Raw genomic sequence first — 18,406 nt, 5'->3', positions numbered from 1 at the left:
TCAACTTTTCCTATGCCAGATAGCCAACAGCCGACGGAATTTGATGTTGTTCTAGGGGGTCAGTCGCCTTCCCCGATGAGTGGTGCAGCTGTCTTAGGTGGAATAGAAGGGGTAATACAAAGATTAGCCAGCCCTTTGTCTGCCGAACAATACGCTGCACTTCAACAATTTAACCAGAAGTGTAGAAAATCTGGACTGGACTTGTTAAAACAGGCATTAGTGGACGAAACAGAATATCTTCAGCGATTGGCGTACATGATATTGCGACAACAACCACAACCAGAGGTTCAAGAGTTTCTGCTCCAGAATATGCCATACCATTTGTTTGAGCCTCTGGTCAAGGTTGAAGGTAGTTATAGTGCGCATGGGGGTTTGTACGAGGCTGAGTTTGCCTTCATGCCTAATAGTCAACAGTTGCTAGTCGCTTTGTTTGATAACAGCGTCAAGATTTGGGATTTGAGAAGCGGTGAGTTAGTGCAAACCTTAACAGGATTTGAGGATGGTTTAAGGTTTAGTACGGCGATCGCAGCTAGCCCTGATGGGCAATCTTGCTATGTCGGCTATTCAGATGGCAATATTCGTCAACGAAAATTAACCACGGGAGAGATTATCCGGACTTTAAAAGGGCGATCAACCCATGTAAAGTCACTCGCGATCAGCAAGAATGGTTCAACTCTGGTCGTTGGTAGCAAAAAAAACAGCCCTGAAATCGAGGTTTGGGATCTCCAGTCTGGTCAATCCTATGCTTTCGAGGGTTCTGCCTGGTATAGCCATGTTGATATTAGTGCAGATGGTCGATATGCCATTAGTTATATTCATGTTCAGAAAGTCGTCAAAGTTTGGGATTTACAGCAAAGAAAGCAACTCCACACTCTAACCTGTCCTGGTGTAACTCACGCATTAATTAGCCCCGATGGAAAAAGAATCATTGTTCAAAAATCAAGTCTTTTCACAGAATGGAGTATCGAAACTGGGGAAAAATTGCATTCTCTACCTCTCAACTTATTTTTACCCTACAAACCTCTCACCGCCGAAATCACCAACCAACCACAACAGCGAATTCAGCTGTGGAATCCCCGCAGCAATAGATTAATTAGCGAGTTGTCAGATCGGGACTACTATTTGCCCGGAGTTTTCAGTCCTGATGGAAACTTGGCTGCCTTTAACTCGAAATCACAACAAGAGTTTGTGATTAATGTTGTTGGTATTCGCGCGATCGCATAGCAGGGTGTCTTGTTGGCAATTACACCTTAAACTCATCTATCCAATACTTATTTTTTCGGGTAGTTCGCAACTGGGGTATAAACTGGAACTGGCTAAAACAGATGATGCTTCAGCTGGTTGTAAGCGAATGGGGAGAGAAATAATAAATTCTGTACCCCTACCCACCTCAGATTTACAGGTGAGTTGTCCTTGGTGTTTCTCAACTACAATCTGATAACTAATTGAAAGTCCCATTCCCGTACCAACACCTCTGGGTTTTGTGGTAAAGAAAGTTTCAAAAATTTTTGCTTGATTTTCTAGGGGAATACCGGAACCGTTATCTGCAATCCGCACAACTACCCAGTTGTTGTCTTGACGTTCAGTAGCGATCGCAATTTTGGGTGGTTCTTGAGTGTTTTGCTTTCCTTCCAATGCATCCAGCGCATTGTTAATAATATTCATGAATACCTGATAGAGTGAGCCAGCAAAACCTTCAATATGAGGAATATCGCCATAATTCCGTTCAACCGTAATTCCTTTTTTAATCCGGTTATTGAGGATAAGTAACGTACTATCAATACATTCGTGCAGATTAACCGCATGGGCTTCGGCTTCTTCCAAACGGGAGAAATTTTTCAAACTCAAGACAATTTGGCGGACGCGATCGGCACCAAATTTCATTGATTGCAAAACTTTGGGTAAATCTTCTTCTACAAATTCCACATCAATTTCAGCGGCGAAATCCTCAACTGCTGGCGGTGGATTGGGAATTTCTTGCTGATAAAGTCGCAATAATTCTAATAAATCTTCTACATGGTTAATAGCAGGTTCTAAATTACCGTAAATAAAATTTACTGGATTATTAATTTCGTGAGCAACACCAGCTACCATTCGTCCTAAGCTAGACATTTTCTCACTTTGAAGCAATTGGGATTCCTGCAATTGTTGCTGACGCAAAGCAGCTAAATTTTGTTCTTCTAAGAGACTTTTAACTCGTTGTAAAAGTTGATTAAAAGCATCACCAAGTATGCCTACTTCGTCTGTTGATGTCACCGGCGTTTGCAAATCAAAGTTAGATTCTTTGGTAACCCGCTGCGCCATATTTGTGAGTGTTTGCACAGGGCGAGTAATAGTGCGACTTGTTAACCAGGCTAACAGAGTTGCGATCGCTGCTGATAATATAATACTACCGACTATGATTTGAATGCGTATTTTCTCTGCTGCCTGAAACTCTTTGGTTGCTATTTTTAAGTCTTGATAAGAAGCAGCGATAACTTCTACCAAATCATCAGATAATCCATCAAACTTAAGTGCCAATTCACTGTTAGTAAACTTCAACAATTGTTTTTGTGCTGTGGCAATTTTATCTTCAGTGAGTGGCGATAGATCAAGTTGCTTGAGCAGTATTGCAAGTTGCTGGAGATAAGTTTCTGGAACAACCTGATAAGTTGCTAACATCTGAGGAATATTTTCAGTATGCTGATCGTTGAGATAATCAGCAGTTGTAGTGTAAGTTTGGAGTTCCGACCAAACTTGCTTAATATCCGGCGTATGCTTATGAGTAATATGACTGTATTCTTCCTTGTACAGTTCTGGGTTTCCTATTAATGGAATGAGTTGCTGTTGATGGGTGCGCGTTTGCAGGATACTGGCTTGCAAACGATGAAGCATATTGATTTCCTTAAAAGCGGTTTCTTCTTTTATCAAAGCCTGTTGCTGATAGCGATCGCCCATAACTAAGCCAATTGTGGTTCCAAAAATTCCTACACCAAGAGCGATCGCATATCCAAATTTAATTTTGTTAGCAATACTCAGTCCATTGATAATCTGCAATAACCACTTTGTTACGCCTAACACTAGGAAATAGCCTTTAGTCTGGAAAGCCATAGCAACCTTTAAAAGTAAACTTAATATTAGAGTTCCCTATTGCTGTGACAAAATCGAAGTATTCCAGACTTTTTACACGTTAAGATTACTGTTACTCTCGGCTCAGACAATCTTAATAGTGCTGAGTGTCGCCCCATAACTGTAGGGGTTTAGCATTGCTAAAGCCTCTAATCCCACATTTCTTTCAAACTTCCAAATACACAAATATTCCATTGTTATTGTTGACTGTTGACTGTTGACAGTCAACAGTCAACAGTCAACAACTGTAAGCGGAATAATTTATTTTTTGGAGTTCCCTAATGTGTTATTGCAGTGAACGGAATTCAAGCAATATGTTTGTGAACACCCAACCACCCAGCTAAGTTTTCTTGCTGAACCGCATCAGGATTGTGTAATGGAATCACTTGGTAGCGTGTAGCCCGTGGATCAGCTAAAGTGACATTTACAGAACGGAGTAAGTCTTGGTGGAAAACTGTTACTTGAATAATATCTTTGGGCTGGAAATCTTTGAGGCGATCGCTTAAATTATTTGCTGTTACCTTAATCCCATTAATGGCTAGTAACTCATCACCTGGATCGATTCCCGCTTTTTGCGCAGGTGAACCCACTTCCACAAACTTAATCATCTCCCGCCCATTCTCAGTGCTAACTTTCACACCTAGTAATGGTTCTTCTTCTAAATCACCCACCAATTGTAAGCCAAAAGGTGCTAAGTAATCATTAAAAGGTAACTCTTCTGTACCATGCAGATAACGTTGAAAGAAATCTCCTAAATCTATGTCGGCTACCGATGCAATTACGGCTTCTAATTGTTCGGGAGTAAAGCCAATTTCTGCTTTACCAAATTGCTGCCACATTTGCCGCATCACATCATTTAAAGAACGTTGATTACGATGCTTGGCGCGAATTAATAAATCTAGGAGCAAAGAAACCATCGCCCCTTTCAAATAATAAGAAATTTGCGAATTGCTACTGTTAGCATCTGGGCGATAAAGTTTAATCCAAGCATCAAAACTCGACTCAGAAAGCGGCTGTACTTTCCGTCCTGGTGTGGTGAGAAAGCGGCTGATTTCCTTGCTCAAATGATTTAAATATGACTTGGTATCATAAATTCCTGCCCACAAAGGAATTAGTAAATCATAGTGACTTGTAGTGCCTTCACAGAACCACAAAGATTGTGTATAGTTCTCTTGGTCGTAATCAAAAACCTCTAGAGCTTTGGGGCGAATGCGCTTGACATTCCACAAATGAAAGAACTCATGGGCTACCAATTGCATAAAGCGCTCGTACCTGTCTTGATTACGAAAGCCAAAGCGTTGATAGATTAAAGAACAGCTATTTTTATGTTCCAAACCACCATAAGCTTGATGAAATAAATGTAGGAAAAACACATATCTGTCATAGGGTAAACCATCAAACATCTGTGCTTCTACTGCGATAATTTTTTGGATATCAGGAATGACATTTTGTGGTTGAATGTTTCCCTGTCCCCAGATTGCTAATTCATGGGGTTTGCCCAAAACCTCAAACTGATATAAATTATGACTACCAATTTCAAAAGGACTATCGACAAGAGTATCAAAATCAGCAGCATAAAAAGTATTCACTGCTTGATTATCTGTTGGTAGCGCTGTAGTTACTTCCCATTGTGGGTAGGGAGGTACAATAGTGACGCGAATTGGTTGCTGTTCCCAACCTGGTAGTCTAAAAAACAGTGCCGCACCATTAAAATAACCGTGAGTTATATCCAAATGATTTGTGCGTACTGATAAGTCATTGGCAAACACACGGTAACGTATTGTTAATTGTGAAACATTGCTTTTATCTACTTGCCAATGATTTTTACTTTTTTTCCACCAACGTAAAGGTTGATCGTTAGCAAAAGCAGTAAAATCTTGGATATTTTTAGCGTATTCTCGCACTAAGTAAGAGCCTGGTGTCCAGACAGGAAATTTTAAATCAAGAGTCGCAGCAGGGTAGTCTACAATCTGCAAAGTCACCTCAAACAGATGTGTTTCTGGTTGGGGCATTGCTACCTGATAATGTATTGTTGGCAACCGTTCTTGAATGCGACTATCTAGAGGAGGAGCAGTTACTTCAGTCATCTTGAGTCCTAAGTTCTGAGAATCGATTTAAAAGTAAATCTTCAGTCATTAGCAACAGCTTAACGCACCATTGATGCTGGTGTGCTACCGTGCAAAAATTCGTGAAATTGGCTTAAAATTGACTGGCTTTTGAGTGAGTCTGATACAGTTTCCGGAAATATTGCCCAAGCTGGTGAAGTATCAGTATGATAAAAATACTACTCTTGGAAAACTAAGGTAACGGCATATGTAGTCCCTCATCTCAATCAAATCTAGATTAATGACGAACGGTAGCAATTCTTGGATCAAAGCATCTAGTGGTTTGTGTCATTAATTTTCATGCATTTGTAGTCAGCACTTGATTGCTGCAAAATATACGACTAAAGTCCTGACTACTAAATTATTTACGCAAGAGAAATAATGACATCAAGCATCTAAGAAATTTGCTGATTCGTTGCGATTCGTCACAAATTTATTTGATTGCAGTCATCTGAAGGATGAAGTGTGAATGAGAAGCTGTATATCGGCTTCTACTGAGGATGTGAAGTAAAAACTTTATCTTTCATCCTTATTTCCGTCACCAAGGTAGAAAAGTCATGGAACAAATTTATAAATATCCGCGTACCCATCATATACAGGGTTCGCGATCGCAACCTGGGGATGAAGACCTTGATTGTATCCCCTTTGATGCACTCAAAGAACAGTATGTAGTCATTGAAGAAAAAGTTGATGGTGCAAATGCGGCGATTAGTTTTGCAGCTAATGGTCAACTCCGACTGCAAAGTCGGGGACACTATTTAACAGGGGGATTGCGCGAAAAGCATTTTAACTTGTTCAAACAGTGGGCGCATACTCACGCTGGTGCATTTTGGCAAATATTAGGAAGTCGCTATATTGTTTTTGGTGAATGGCTATACGCCAAGCACACAGTATTCTATGATGCCTTACCCCATTACTTTTTAGAATACGATGTGCTGGATTTACAACAGCAAGTATTTCTTAGCACCAAAAGCCGTCAGCAATTACTCAGCGGATTACCTTTGGTTTCTGTACCCGTGCTGTTTACTGGGAAGCTCAAATCTTACCAGCAAATGATCGCTTTGGTGGGTAAGTCCCATTATCAAACTGCTGCACATTTGCAACATTTGGGCGAAATTTGTCAAGAACAAGGACTTGATGTTGAACGTTCCCTGAAACAAACTGATCAAAGTTCCTTGATGGAAGGTTTATACATCAAAGTTGAACCAGAAGATACGGTAATTGCGCGTTATAAATATGTGCGTTCCAGTTTTTTAACTACCATCCAGCAATCCGATGGGCATTGGCTCAACCGCCCAATTATACCCAATCTTCTGCGTACAGATGTTGATTTGTTTAATGGTCAATAGTCATTTGTCATTTGTCATTGGTCATTTGTCCCCCTTGTCTCCCTTGTGCCCTAGCCCCTAGGGCGTGTTTTCAAACCCCAAACGCCTTCAGGCTAAAGCCTGAGGCTATATTAACAAAGCCCACCTGCGTGGGCTAAAAAGCCTTATTTCTCCTAGTCCGCGCAGGCGGACTTGGTAGAGCTAGCCGCACCCTTGTAGGGTGACGGCGACTTTGAAAACACGCCCTAGTCCCTAACCCCTAGCCCCTAGTCCCTTATGAACTCTACTATGTGGTCTTTCCCCCATTGCCCTAATGAAATCGATTGGTCGATTAATTGGACAGCATTAGAAGCTGAATTTGATTGGCTGCGATCGCTCGCTGATTGTCCCCAAGATCCACGTTATCATGCTGAGGGTAATGTTCTGATTCATACAAAATTAGTGTGTGAGGCATTAGTCGCCTTACCCCAATGGCGGACATTACCAGCTAAAGAACGTTCCTTGCTATTTGCCGCAGCTTTACTGCATGATGTCGCCAAACCTGCGGCCACGGAAATCGCCGCTGATGGTGCTATCTCCTCGAAAGGTCACGTAGTCCAAGGTGCAAAAATGGCACAGCAGATTCTCTGGGATTTGCATGTACCATTACCAGAACGAGAGGCGATCGCATCTTTGGTAAAATACGGTAGTCTACCCCTATGGTTTTGGGACAAACCCAACCCCGAACGGTCAATTATCAAAGCTAGCCAAATTATCCGTTGCGATTTACTAGCTTTACTAGCAGAAGCCGACGTAAAAGGGCGTTACTGCAACGATCAAGCCCAATTACTCGAACGTATCGAATTTTTCCGCGAATTTTGTCAGGAAAATCACTGCTTTCACCAACCGCGAATATTTCCCTCAGCCCACAGTCGGTTTGTTTATTTCCTAAAAGAACATGGCAACCCAGACTATGAAGCATACGATGATACCCGGTTTCAGGTAGTACTCATGTCAGGCTTACCGGGTGCGGGAAAAGACACCTGGATTACAGACAATCTCCCTGATTGGCAAGTAATTTCTCTAGATAAACTGCGGCAGACAATGGGTATTGAGCCTAACGATGACCAAAGTGTAGTAGCAAATGCAGCTAAAGCTCTAGCTAAAGAATATCTGCGCAATGGACAATCATTTGTCTGGAATGCTACCAACATCAGTCAGCAATTGCGCTCAATGCTGGTTCGGCTGTTTGCTAATTATCAAGCAAACATTCGTATCGTGTATTTAGAAACATCTTGGCAAGAACTGTTACGGAGAAACCGCGATCGCACTGCCAAAATCCCAGAATCAGTACTTTATCGGTTAAAGCATCGCTTAGAAGTTCCCAATATCACCGAATCTCATACAGTAGATTGGATAGTGCATTGAAAAGACGTGAGTTAGATGCACAGGATTTTGACCTCACCCCCAACCCCTCTCCTCGTAGGAGAGGGGAGTAAAAAGCCTAATTTTTCTTACTCCTCCCTCTCCTCATAGGAGAGGGAGGCTGGGTGGGTGAGGTCTTTATAATTCACCAGAAAAAGACAAAGAACGACAAGATTTCAACAGTATACTTAAACCTTAAGCCCACCAAAACCCAGGTGGGCTAAGTGTATTTAAAAAATCAGATAGCAATCCTACATAACTCATTTTTAGTCATAATGGTTGCACTTTTATGCCAATAGCTTGGCTATTTCTTACCATCTACCTCAAATGAAAACAAAGTAAACTAAGTAATCTTTGTCCTCTACATGAAACTTAAATACTAATGTGATTGTAGAAAATTACTTCTCTAAAATACACACATGCTAATTGTTTCATCTGTTGTAGTTCTGATTACCTCTATTATAGTTGTGTTGTGTTTGTTACTATATCATCAGCAAACACAACGAGCGTTAATTTGGTGGCATAGCAGGCAATGGATGAGAATGTATCAGGAAGCAGAAATGATTCACAATGACTTGCTACAAGAATCATTCGTTATTCGACGACAGTTAGAAATATCCTCACTAAATCCTTCTCTGTATCAACAGATGCCAGAGCAATGTTACTTAGCAACTATTGAGAAGTTTCATCATTCTCTCAAAGAACTGAGTGAGTACTTGTCTCCAGCACATATTGAAGACAGTCTACCGCTAGCAATTCAGCATGTACTAGTTAAATGGCGAGCGCGCATTCCCGAATTAAATTTGCAAATGGAATTGCCAACTGAATGGCCGCCTGAATCACTTTATACTATTCGCGTTATTTTGATAGCACTCGAAGAATTGCTGCAAATTATTTTCTCAAATATTCCTAATAAATTATCTATATTTGTAAGTGTGAAAACACTAGGTAATTTCCATGAACTCATGGTTTGCTGCACTGATTTAAACATATCCCAGCAGACTTATATTTGGCATTTTACAGAATTAGATTATCTTCGGCACGCCTTTAATTTTTTGACATCGGGGAAATGCTTTTATCAGCATAAATATAATACAGCAATATGGCACTTTCGTTGGCGACATTTGCCAAATAATTTGAATTGAGAAAAGCAATTTACATGAAAATTTATTTTCTCAATTAGCTAGCCCCTCCGTTCAAAACACTAAATTTTTAATAGCAAAAAACTCTATGGATAAATTTGTACCAAAATCAAACATACAGAAAATTTTAGTAGTTGATGACCACGAATCTGTTTTATATGCAACCGTCAATGTATTAAAACAACAGTACCCAGAAGCTGAAATTTTTCAAACACAAACCGTAAAATCAGCACTCAAAGAATTAGAAAATGTCACCTTTGACTTGATTATAGTTGACTTAGCTATGCCAGAAACAATGGGAGGAACTGCCCAACCTGATAACGGTATTCAACTACTTAAAACATTGATGCGTCAATATCCGACTCTCAATATTGTGGTTCAAACTGCCAATTATCGTGCTTTAGTCAGGCTAAAAGCAGCAATTAGCAATCACGAAGGCGGTTTTACAGTTGCAGACAAAAGTGTGCCCATGAGTGAAATGTTAACCAAAGTTGATTGGTCTCTGAAAGGTTTGCATAATACTCCTAGAGAGATACGTTCTGGTTTGGAACTGAAACCCGAATGGCTAGAAGTTTTACAACTTGCTTGTAAAGAAGGTTTACAAGATATAGCTATTGCCAAAAGGATGAATATTGGTGAACGAACAGTACGGCATTATTGGACTAAAATTTATGATGTCTTGGGAGTTTATCCAGATAAGGGTAAAAATCTCCGAATTCAAGCAGAAATTCGCGCAAGAGAAGAAGGTTTAATTGATTAGTTAAAAGTCAATATAGCGGTTTTCGGATCGGTGAGGTACAGTTTTAAATCGTAAAGCCTGTAGGGGCGGGGTTTCCCCGCCTTCGGTTGTATTGCATCCAAGTGAGAACCGCTATATTCAATATTTAGAGTTAATTATAAATGACCAACTAAAACTTATAAGAAACAAAATGTATGATGCGGCGAATTTGGACAAAAATTAATTCAGCCAATAATATTTGGCGTGTAGGATTTACCACCATTGCCTTTGTAACGTCCCTACGCCTAGTGGGTTCATTACAATTTTTGGAGTGGGCTGCATTTGATACATTTCTGCGACTGCGTCCAGAAGAATCAATTGATGAAAGAATTTTAATTGTCGGGATTAATGAAAATGATATTCATACAATCAAAGCCTATCCTATTCCTGACCGAGATATTGCCGCCTTATTGAACAAATTAAAAACTTATCAACCTGCTGTCATTGGACTGGATATTATTAGAGACTTACCGCAAGAACCAGGGCATAAAGAACTTGTTAAAACATTCCAAGAAATTAAAAATTTAATTGCAGTTGAAAAAATTTTACCTGACCGCAGTGGTTCAACTTTCAATCAGCCGCCAAATTTACCGCAAGAACAGATAGGCTTTACTGATGCTGTAATTGACACAGATGGCAAGCAACGCCGCAGTTTATTAGCTGCTGCAAATCGCCAAAATGAATGGAAAATTTCGTGGACATTAAAGTTAGCAGAAATCTATTTAAATACTCAGGGGGTTTCTCTAGAAAATGTAAATGGTGACCCTTATGGTATGAGATTTAATGCAACTAAGCTACCCCGGTTTCAGCCAAACTCAGGTGGATATATACAAACAGATGCAGGTGGTAGTCAAATATTAATTAATTTTCGCAATAAACGTAAACCTTTTCATATGGTTTCGCTTGCAGATATTCAAAGTGGCAAGATTAATCCTGATTGGATTCGCGGCAAAATAGTCTTAATTGGCATGACTAGCCCTAGTGTTAAAGATTATGTTAATTCGTCTGCAATCAATAGTGAAAATGCCGCTCTAATTTATGGTGTGGAAATCCAAGCACATGTGGTTAGTGAATTAGTTAGTGCTGTACTAGATCATCGACCAATGATAAATGTTTGGGCAGATGGATGGGAGTATTTATGGATTATTGGTTGGGGGATGTTAGGTTTAAGCTTAGGGCGTGTGATTATCAATCCCTTAAAGATGCTTCTTTATATTACTATTGCTACTATCTGTTTAATTCTCATCTGTTATGGATTAATAATTATCGGTTGGTGGGTGCCAATTGTCCCGGCTTTTTTCACTTTAGTATTTAATGGTGTGGGTTTAGCAGCTTTTTATCGATATGATGAAGCATTACGTTACCGCATTCAAGACCGACAGCTAATTATTGACCAAATTTTCGATACAATTCATAGTCATCCCTTGCAAACTTTGAATATAATTTTAAGAGAAGTGCAAAGTGATGAAAGTTTATCACCTCAAGAATTTGTATCAAAACTTCAGCAACTAAATCAAGAACTGCGCGATGTTTATGATTTAGTCAAAAGAGAAGCAGTCAGTGAAGTAGATAGTTTTTATTTTCAACAAGCGCAAAGATTAGATTTATCTCAGCCACTTGATGACATTCTTTTTGAAGTTTATAACGAAGTTATCGAGCGAGATTCTACTTATTTTGACAATATCAAACACAAGGTACTCAAGTTTGAGGCGATGGATGAACGCAATTTAACTATTGAACAAAAGCGGAGTCTTTGCAGCTTTTTAGAAGAAGCATTGCGTAATGTCAAAAAATATGCTCATGGTACTACTCGTCTTGAGGTCATTTGTACTCAAGAGCATGGTAAAAATGTAATTCGCGTAGCAGATAACGGTTTGAAGATTGAGACAATGGCTGATTTATCGCCACATTTAGGGTTTGGAACCAAGCTAGCTCAAAATTTAGCAAAACAGTTAGGTGGTGAATTTAAGCGCTATCCTCATGAGCCAAAAGGGATGGTTTGTCAGCTTACTTGGTCTGCTAATAAACTTTGGTTTTGGCGACTATTTTAACAAGTAATTATTCTTTCAGCAATTCAACAAAAGCGCGATCGCAAACTCAAGAGCGCCAATTATGCGGTGGTTCGCATCCTGCCAATGATTTTCGGTATTTTACCATACTCAACGCCATACAGACACGCGATGTAGAAATGTTGCATTGCAATGTCTCTACTAGATTTGGCAACGATGTGCAACCAAATTGGCACAAAGGTGCAATGCAATTGGCAGAAATGGCTAACAAATTCCGATGTTAACTATTTATTCTGTTAATCAAAGGCGATTTTATGGTGATGAAATTTACAGGTTAACTAATGTCTAACAACAAGCCAATGTCTACTCTACTTATTTAAAAGTTATCGCCAACAGCTTGCAACTACCAAATTTTAACTAACATAAATGTCAATTTGTACAGTGCGTAAATTCTAATCCAAATAAAACAAGGAACAATATGCCAGGAAGTACATTAGCGACTGCTCACAATATTGGTGTTCTCACATCTTTTAACTACAATGATGCTGTAGGGAATACAAATCCAGTTGATTACTATAGATTCTCTCTGACTGGCACAAATGATATTACTTTGCTTTTGAGTGGAGTGACTCAAAACTATGTCAATGCATTCATTTATTACGATAGCAACAATAATGGATTGATTGAGAGTGGCGAACAACTTTACTCTACTTATGTTGGGGCAGGTGGTAATGCTCAAATTACTGCCACATTAGGAGCATCGGGGAATTACTATGTGGGAATTGCACCAAATCCTAACGTCAACACTAACTATTCCCTACAATTATCAGCCACATCTGCACCGCCTTCTCTTACTTCCAATCCTGGAAACACACTCAGCAGTGCTTACAATATTGGCAATCTGACTGGGACTCAAACTTTCAAAGAATTTGTGGGAAATGTAGACCCAGTTGATTACTATAAATTCTCTCTAACAGGCACAAGTAATATTAGTTTGCTGTTGAATGGAGTGAGTCAATCTTATGTTGATGCATTCATCTATTACGATAGCAACAATAATGGATTGATTGAGAGTGGAGAACAACTTTACTCTACTTATGTTGGAGCAGGTGGTAATGCTCAAATTACTGCCACATTAGGAGCATCGGGGAATTATTATGTGGGAATTGCTCCAAATCCCAACGTCAACACTAACTATTCCCTACAGTTATCAGCCACATCTGCACCGCCTTCTCTTACTTCCAATCCTGGGAACACACTTAGCACTGCTTACAATATTGGCAATCTGACTGGGACTCAAACTTTCAAAGAATTTGTGGGAAATGTAGACCCAGTTGATTACTATAAATTCTCTCTAACAGGCACAAGTAATATTAGTTTGCTGTTGAATGGAGTCAGTCAATCTTATGTTGATGCATTCATCTATTACGATAGCAACAATGATGGATTGATTGAGAATGGAGAACAACTTTACTCTACTTATGTTGGAGCAGGTGGTAATGCTCAAATTACTGCCACATTAGGAGCATCGGGGAATTATTATGTGGGAATTGCTCCAAATCCCAACGTCAACACTAACTATTCCCTACAGTTATCAGCCACATCTGCACCGCCTTCTCTTACTTCCAATCCTGGGAACACACTTAGCACTGCTTACAATATTGGCAATCTGACTGGGACTCAAACTTTCAAAGAATTTGTGGGAAATGTAGACCCAGTTGATTACTATAAATTCTCTCTAACAGGCACAAGTAATATTAGTTTGCTGTTGAATGGAGTCAGTCAATCTTATGTTGATGCATTCATCTATTACGATAGCAACAATGATGGATTGATTGAGAATGGAGAACAACTTTACTCTACTTATGTTGGAGCAGGTGGTAATGCTCAAATTACTGCCACATTAGGAGCATCGGGGAATTATTATGTGGGAATTGCTCCAAATCCCAACGTCAACACTAACTATTCCCTACAGTTATCAGCCACATCTGCACCGCCTTCTCTTACTTCCAATCCTGGGAACACACTTAGCACTGCTTACAATATTGGCAATCTGACTGGGACTCAAACTTTCAAAGAATTTGTGGGAAATGTAGACCCAGTTGATTACTATAAATTCTCTCTAACAGGCACAAGTAATATTAGTTTGCTGTTGAATGGAGTCAGTCAATCTTATGTTGATGCATTCATCTATTACGATAGCAACAATGATGGATTGATTGAGAATGGAGAACAACTTTACTCTACTTATGTTGGAGCAGGTGGTAATGCTCAAATTACTGCCACATTAGGAGCATCGGGGAATTATTATGTGGGAATTGCTCCAAATCCCAACGTCAACACTAACTATTCCCTACAGTTATCAGCCACATCTGCACCGCCTTCTCTTACTTCCAATCCTGGGAACACACTTAGCACTGCTTACAATATTGGCAATCTGACTGGGACTCAAACTTTCAAAGAATTTGTGGGAAATGTAGACCCAGTTGATTACTATAAATTCTCTCTAACAGGCACAAGTAATATTAGTTTGCTGTTGAATGGAGTCAGTCAATCTTATGTTGATGCATTCATCTATTACGATAGCAACAATGATGGATTGATTGAGAGTGGAGAACAACTTTACTCTACTTATGTTGGTGCTGGTGGCAACGGTCAAATTAGTGCAACTTTGGGAGCATCGGGGAATTATTATGTGGGAATTGCTCCAAATCCCAACGTCAACACTAACTATTCCCTACAATTAGCCAACATTACGAATCCAGACCCAAGCATTACTGTTGCTGTAGGAAGTCCGCCTAGTGTAAGTGAAGACGGCAGCACCAACCTAGTTTACACCTTCACTCGCACCGGCAGCACCACCAATGCCTTAACCGTGAAATATGCGATCGCTGGTACAGCTACCTTCAACACCGACTACACCCAAACAGGTGCAGCCAGCTTTACAGCTACCACCGGAACAATTACTTTTGCAGCCGGAAGTAGTACAAAAACCCTCACTATTGACCCCACAGCAGACACCACTGTTGAAAGTGATGAAACCGTTATTCTTACCCTAGCAACGGGAACTGGTTACACCATCGGTACGACAACAGCTGTAACTGGAACCATTACTAATGACGATGCTGCGTCTGTGAATATCAACCTCAGTAATAGCCAGACACTAAATGCAACTGGTAGCACAGGTAATGACCGCCTCACTGGTAATGCACTGAATAACACTCTGATTGGCGGTGACGGAAATGACCAACTGCAAGGGTTAGGAGGAAATGACACCCTTCAGGGAGGTAATGGTAATGATATTCTCACTGGTGGAACTGGTGATGACTTACTCTGGGGAGGTAATGGTAATGATATGCTCACTGGTGGAAGCGGAAAGGATAGATATCTGTTCCAAGGTAATGGAGTGTTTAGCACAAGCTTAGGTGTTGATTACATCACCGAGTTTGAAGCGGGACAAGACAAGATTGTACTGAGTAAAGCTACCTTTAACGCTATTACTAATACTGTAGGACAAGCTTTTACTAACTTTGCTGTTGTCACTGGTGATAACTTGGTCAACGCTAGCAGTGCGCGGATTGTGTTTAGCCAAGATAGTGGTAGCTTATTTTACAACAGGGATGGTAATGTCTTAGGTACAGGCACAGTGTTTGAGTTTGCCCGTTTAGGGAATCCTGATATTACTTTGAGTAGTAGTGATTTTACTTTAATTGCCTAGCTAAAGATCCCCGACTTTTTGAAAAAGTCGGGGATCTAGTCATGGCGCATCTTGCCAATGATGCTTGATATTTTCCCATATTCAATGCCATACAGACACCCAATCTGCAAACTTTGGATTGCAATGGCAAAGATATACAACCAGATTGGCACAAAGGTGCAATCTAATTGGCAGAAACGGCGAACAAATTCTCTCTTCAATTATTTATTGTATTAATCAAACGCGATCGCAATGAAATTTATACCTATTTCGTTGCAGCACCACAACCACAAGTTTACGAAAACTAATCAGTTTTTGTCCAATTCTTTGTTCACTTAACCATAAGGAGTATGAGATATGGCAAAGGAAGCTTCAGCCGCAACTACTGTAATGTCGGTAATTGCGCTAGTTTTTGGAATTATTGGTATGCTGGCATCTTTCATCCCCTGTTTGGGAGCATTTGCGTTCTGGCTGGCACTGCCATCTTCTCTTTTGGGTGGATTAGCTACTTACTTGGCTTACTCCAAGGGAGAGTCGAAGGTGTTTCCCTTAGTAGCACTGACTATCAGTACTATTGGCCTAGTAATTTCTGGTACTCAAATGATCGCCTTAAATGGTGCTAGTCATAGCATTCAACAGGGTATTCAGCAAGGCCTTGAACAAAGGCGTTAATCAGCAGTACTGGTTGTCATTGGTTGTAATTGTGAAATTCTTTAAGCACTTACCGGACATCTACAAAGAGTATCGATATGTTAACTACAGCTTACTTGTACTTGCGGTGATTTTTTTACTCTATCCGCTTGGGGTTTCGATTCCCGGCGAGGTAGAGGCTTATCTCCCCTTCGAGTTACCTACGGTTCCCAGCTATATTGCCACAAATTATCCCGATCTACCCTGTTCAAGTTGCGGTTTAACAAGAAGTATTGTTTCTCTGTACCATTTTGATTTGCCAGCTGCTGTGGCTTTTAATAAAGCGGGAATTTTCATTGTAGCTTTAGCGATCGCGCAATTTTTTCTCCGGTTTCCGCTATTGTTCTGGAAATCTTCAGGACTTTGTTGGTTTGACTTAATTCAGTTAGTAGCTTGTGGCTTATTTGTTCGGGTGTTTCTAGATATAAGTATGATTCTCGGATAAGGTCAATACATAAGTGAGAGGTTAATCAAATTCATGAAATCATTTTTTTCTTCTCAATCTCCTAAATTCAGTCTATTGATGACTCTTTGCACATTTGGTGTATCAATATTCAGTATTCCTGTGTTAGCATCTCCCGATGAAGTTTGCATAAAAACATCATCGGCTCAAGTTGTCTGTGGAAAACCTGTACAAAGCCCAAATTCAAGTTCCCAGAAACCTGATAGTGATGAGACGATACAAACAGAAGCATATGATAATTACATATTGGATCTAAAATCCTGTAGAAGAAAACAGAGAGGACTTAGTTGTACTCTTTTTCTTAGCAGTAATGAAGACAGAGGTTTTGATATATACACTAACAATAATAAAATTGTAGATAACGAAGGTAATGAATATCGTCCAAATACGATTCAAGTTGGAAAAAATATGGCTGGCAAAGGTGGTGTTATTCAAATGAATTTCGTAAAGAATATAAAATATAAAGCTGTTATCATTTTTGATGATATACCTACTTCAACTCCTTACATAAGTTTATTGGAGATAGTACCCGGCTATTTTACTCATGGTGAACCACCCAAATTTCGGAATATTCCTATTATTAATCCTGATGGTTCATTTGCTCCCGTTCCTGATACGCCAAAACCTCGCGTTTTACAACCATCATCAAATAATAATCCTATTCCTCAACCGCAAGTTTGCTTACCTGTTGTAGGTTGCTTGTAATATCAATACATCTAAGCCAATTGCAAAAATGCTCACAAAGGCGAATTTTGCAATTGAGCCAAAAAATTGGGACTTTCTGAGTCCTAATTTTTTGGGCGTGAATGGTAAAAATGCGCTAAATTCTGTATTCTTATTTATGGGGTAAGCATCTACAGTTACAGTTTGCGATCGCACACCAGTAGCCTAGTAGCCATGAGTAAGTATTTCTGCTTAATTCACCAATTTTTAACTAACAAACTGCTGCTTAGTTGCACTTTTATACTCTATTTAACACTGACAACTACAGCTATAGCTACCTACAAACCACCTGCAAATCCTTCTAGTCCTAGAACTCCTACAGGTTCAAATAGCAGTAGAACTAATGAATGTACGGGAAATGAAAAGACAAGCCTAACAGCACTTGCTCCCGTTGATTATATTGGACAAACGGTTTCTTTACAACCGATATTTGCTTGGTTTGTACCAAATTCTCCCAGTCGGGACATTGAATTTCGTCTTTATGAATATGTTAACGGCAAACCTCAGCAGGTTGTCAAAACAATCATGCAAAGTTCGCCAGGAATTATGACATATTCCTTTGCTAATAAACAAATTAATTTAGCGGTGGGACAAAAGTATGTATGGCAAGTTGCTTTGTTGTGTAATCCTAACCATCCTTCAGAAGATTTAATTGTTAGGGCGAACATTGAAGTTGTAGCAATACCACCTAAGTTAAAAAATCAGCTTTTGCAGACAAAAGAATTGGGGAAACGTTCGGATTTATATGCTGAACAAGGATTTTGGTATGATGCACTAGCTGAAACACTCAATAATTCTGCAAATAAAGCATCAACTTTCAAGTTATTGGCAGAACTCAGTCAGTTAGAAAAACAAGAAGCAAGTCGCAAAGGTACAGATCCAAATCTTAAGCAAGATTTAGAGCAACAAGCTTTACGACTGCAAGAAATTATAGCTGCTGAACAAGAGTTAAAATAATT

The 18,406-nt window shown here is 39.7% G+C and carries 14 protein-coding genes; 12 read left to right on the top strand and 2 right to left on the bottom strand.

Features of this window, described 5'->3' with window-relative positions; translation table 11 throughout:
• Positions 1-12 precede the first annotated feature (12 nt).
• On the top strand, positions 13-1,224 hold the full coding sequence (locus AACU32_RS10215) for a WD40 repeat domain-containing protein (protein ID WP_096599461.1): 1,212 nt from the start codon (positions 13-15) through the stop codon (positions 1,222-1,224).
• Positions 1,225-1,260: 36 nt separating this feature from the next.
• Here AACU32_RS10215 and AACU32_RS10210 read toward each other — a convergent pair whose 3' ends face one another.
• Both AACU32_RS10210 and AACU32_RS10205 read right to left on the bottom strand, forming a co-directional pair.
• On the bottom strand, positions 1,261-3,090 hold the full coding sequence (locus tag AACU32_RS10210; protein WP_096599460.1) for an ATP-binding protein: 1,830 nt from the start codon (positions 3,088-3,090) through the stop codon (positions 1,261-1,263).
• Positions 3,091-3,413: 323 nt separating this feature from the next.
• The gene (locus tag AACU32_RS10205; protein WP_096599459.1) at positions 3,414-5,195 is read right to left on the bottom strand and encodes a M61 family metallopeptidase; all 1,782 of its coding nucleotides are present in this window, start codon (positions 5,193-5,195) and stop codon (positions 3,414-3,416) included.
• Positions 5,196-5,770: 575 nt separating this feature from the next.
• Here AACU32_RS10205 and AACU32_RS10200 point away from each other — a divergent pair.
• The 11 genes from AACU32_RS10200 (at position 5,771) to AACU32_RS10150 (ending at position 18,404) form a co-directional block, all read left to right on the top strand.
• The gene (locus tag AACU32_RS10200; RefSeq protein ID WP_096599458.1) at positions 5,771-6,562 is read left to right on the top strand and encodes an RNA ligase family protein; all 792 of its coding nucleotides are present in this window, start codon (positions 5,771-5,773) and stop codon (positions 6,560-6,562) included.
• A gap of 255 nt (positions 6,563-6,817) precedes the next feature.
• A complete protein-coding gene (locus tag AACU32_RS10195) occupies positions 6,818-7,948 on the top strand; it encodes an AAA family ATPase (RefSeq protein WP_096599457.1) in 1,131 nt (376 codons plus the stop codon).
• A 416-nt stretch (positions 7,949-8,364) separates the two neighbouring features.
• Entirely contained in the window at positions 8,365-9,090 is a 726-nt protein-coding gene (locus AACU32_RS10190; protein ID WP_339377734.1) for a hypothetical protein, read from the top strand.
• Positions 9,091-9,175: 85 nt separating this feature from the next.
• The gene (locus AACU32_RS10185; protein ID WP_096599455.1) at positions 9,176-9,847 is read left to right on the top strand and encodes a response regulator transcription factor; all 672 of its coding nucleotides are present in this window, start codon (positions 9,176-9,178) and stop codon (positions 9,845-9,847) included.
• Positions 9,848-10,020: 173 nt separating this feature from the next.
• Positions 10,021-11,916 (top strand): CHASE2 domain-containing protein, encoded by a 1,896-nt coding sequence (locus tag AACU32_RS10180; RefSeq protein ID WP_096599454.1) that lies wholly within the window; start codon positions 10,021-10,023, stop codon positions 11,914-11,916.
• A complete protein-coding gene (locus AACU32_RS10175) occupies positions 11,901-12,158 on the top strand; it encodes a hypothetical protein (protein ID WP_096599453.1) in 258 nt (85 codons plus the stop codon). Before AACU32_RS10180 ends, AACU32_RS10175 begins: the two co-directional genes overlap by 16 nt.
• A 194-nt stretch (positions 12,159-12,352) precedes the next feature.
• Positions 12,353-15,592 (top strand): hypothetical protein, encoded by a 3,240-nt coding sequence (locus AACU32_RS10170; protein ID WP_339377733.1) that lies wholly within the window; start codon positions 12,353-12,355, stop codon positions 15,590-15,592.
• Positions 15,593-15,928: 336 nt separating this feature from the next.
• Complete coding sequence (locus AACU32_RS10165; protein WP_096599452.1) at positions 15,929-16,243, top strand: hypothetical protein; 315 nt, start codon at positions 15,929-15,931, stop codon at positions 16,241-16,243.
• Between the two features lie 31 nt (positions 16,244-16,274).
• Positions 16,275-16,706, top strand: coding sequence for a DUF2752 domain-containing protein (locus AACU32_RS10160; protein WP_339377732.1), 432 nt, complete (start codon positions 16,275-16,277; stop codon positions 16,704-16,706).
• A 33-nt stretch (positions 16,707-16,739) separates the two neighbouring features.
• Entirely contained in the window at positions 16,740-17,429 is a 690-nt protein-coding gene (locus AACU32_RS10155) for a hypothetical protein (protein WP_096599450.1), read from the top strand.
• A 192-nt stretch (positions 17,430-17,621) separates the two neighbouring features.
• Positions 17,622-18,404, top strand: a complete 783-nt coding sequence (locus tag AACU32_RS10150) for a DUF928 domain-containing protein (RefSeq protein ID WP_096599448.1) — start codon at positions 17,622-17,624, stop codon at positions 18,402-18,404.
• The last annotated feature ends 2 nt before the right edge of the window (positions 18,405-18,406 follow it).

The organism is Calothrix sp. NIES-2100 (assembly GCF_963875285.1).
Lineage (GTDB): Bacteria > Cyanobacteriota > Cyanobacteriia > Cyanobacteriales > Nostocaceae > Aulosira.
Note: the sequence above shows the minus strand (reverse complement) of the source record. Positions and strands in the feature narration are given on the sequence as shown.

Bases quoted from the DNA above. Each gene is read 5' to 3' on its own strand.
- AACU32_RS10215 (WP_096599461.1), top strand. From the start codon at position 13: ATGCCAGATAGCCAACAGCCGACGGAATTTGATGTTGTTCTAGGGGGT.
- AACU32_RS10210 (WP_096599460.1), bottom strand. From the start codon at position 3,090: ATGGCTTTCCAGACTAAAGGCTATTTCCTAGTGTTAGGCGTAACAAAG.
- AACU32_RS10205 (WP_096599459.1), bottom strand. From the start codon at position 5,195: ATGACTGAAGTAACTGCTCCTCCTCTAGATAGTCGCATTCAAGAACGG.
- AACU32_RS10200 (WP_096599458.1), top strand. From the start codon at position 5,771: ATGGAACAAATTTATAAATATCCGCGTACCCATCATATACAGGGTTCG.
- AACU32_RS10195 (WP_096599457.1), top strand. From the start codon at position 6,818: ATGAACTCTACTATGTGGTCTTTCCCCCATTGCCCTAATGAAATCGAT.
- AACU32_RS10190 (WP_339377734.1), top strand. From the start codon at position 8,365: ATGCTAATTGTTTCATCTGTTGTAGTTCTGATTACCTCTATTATAGTT.
- AACU32_RS10185 (WP_096599455.1), top strand. From the start codon at position 9,176: ATGGATAAATTTGTACCAAAATCAAACATACAGAAAATTTTAGTAGTT.
- AACU32_RS10180 (WP_096599454.1), top strand. From the start codon at position 10,021: ATGATGCGGCGAATTTGGACAAAAATTAATTCAGCCAATAATATTTGG.
- AACU32_RS10170 (WP_339377733.1), top strand. From the start codon at position 12,353: ATGCCAGGAAGTACATTAGCGACTGCTCACAATATTGGTGTTCTCACA.
- AACU32_RS10165 (WP_096599452.1), top strand. From the start codon at position 15,929: ATGGCAAAGGAAGCTTCAGCCGCAACTACTGTAATGTCGGTAATTGCG.
- AACU32_RS10155 (WP_096599450.1), top strand. From the start codon at position 16,740: ATGAAATCATTTTTTTCTTCTCAATCTCCTAAATTCAGTCTATTGATG.
- AACU32_RS10150 (WP_096599448.1), top strand. From the start codon at position 17,622: ATGAGTAAGTATTTCTGCTTAATTCACCAATTTTTAACTAACAAACTG.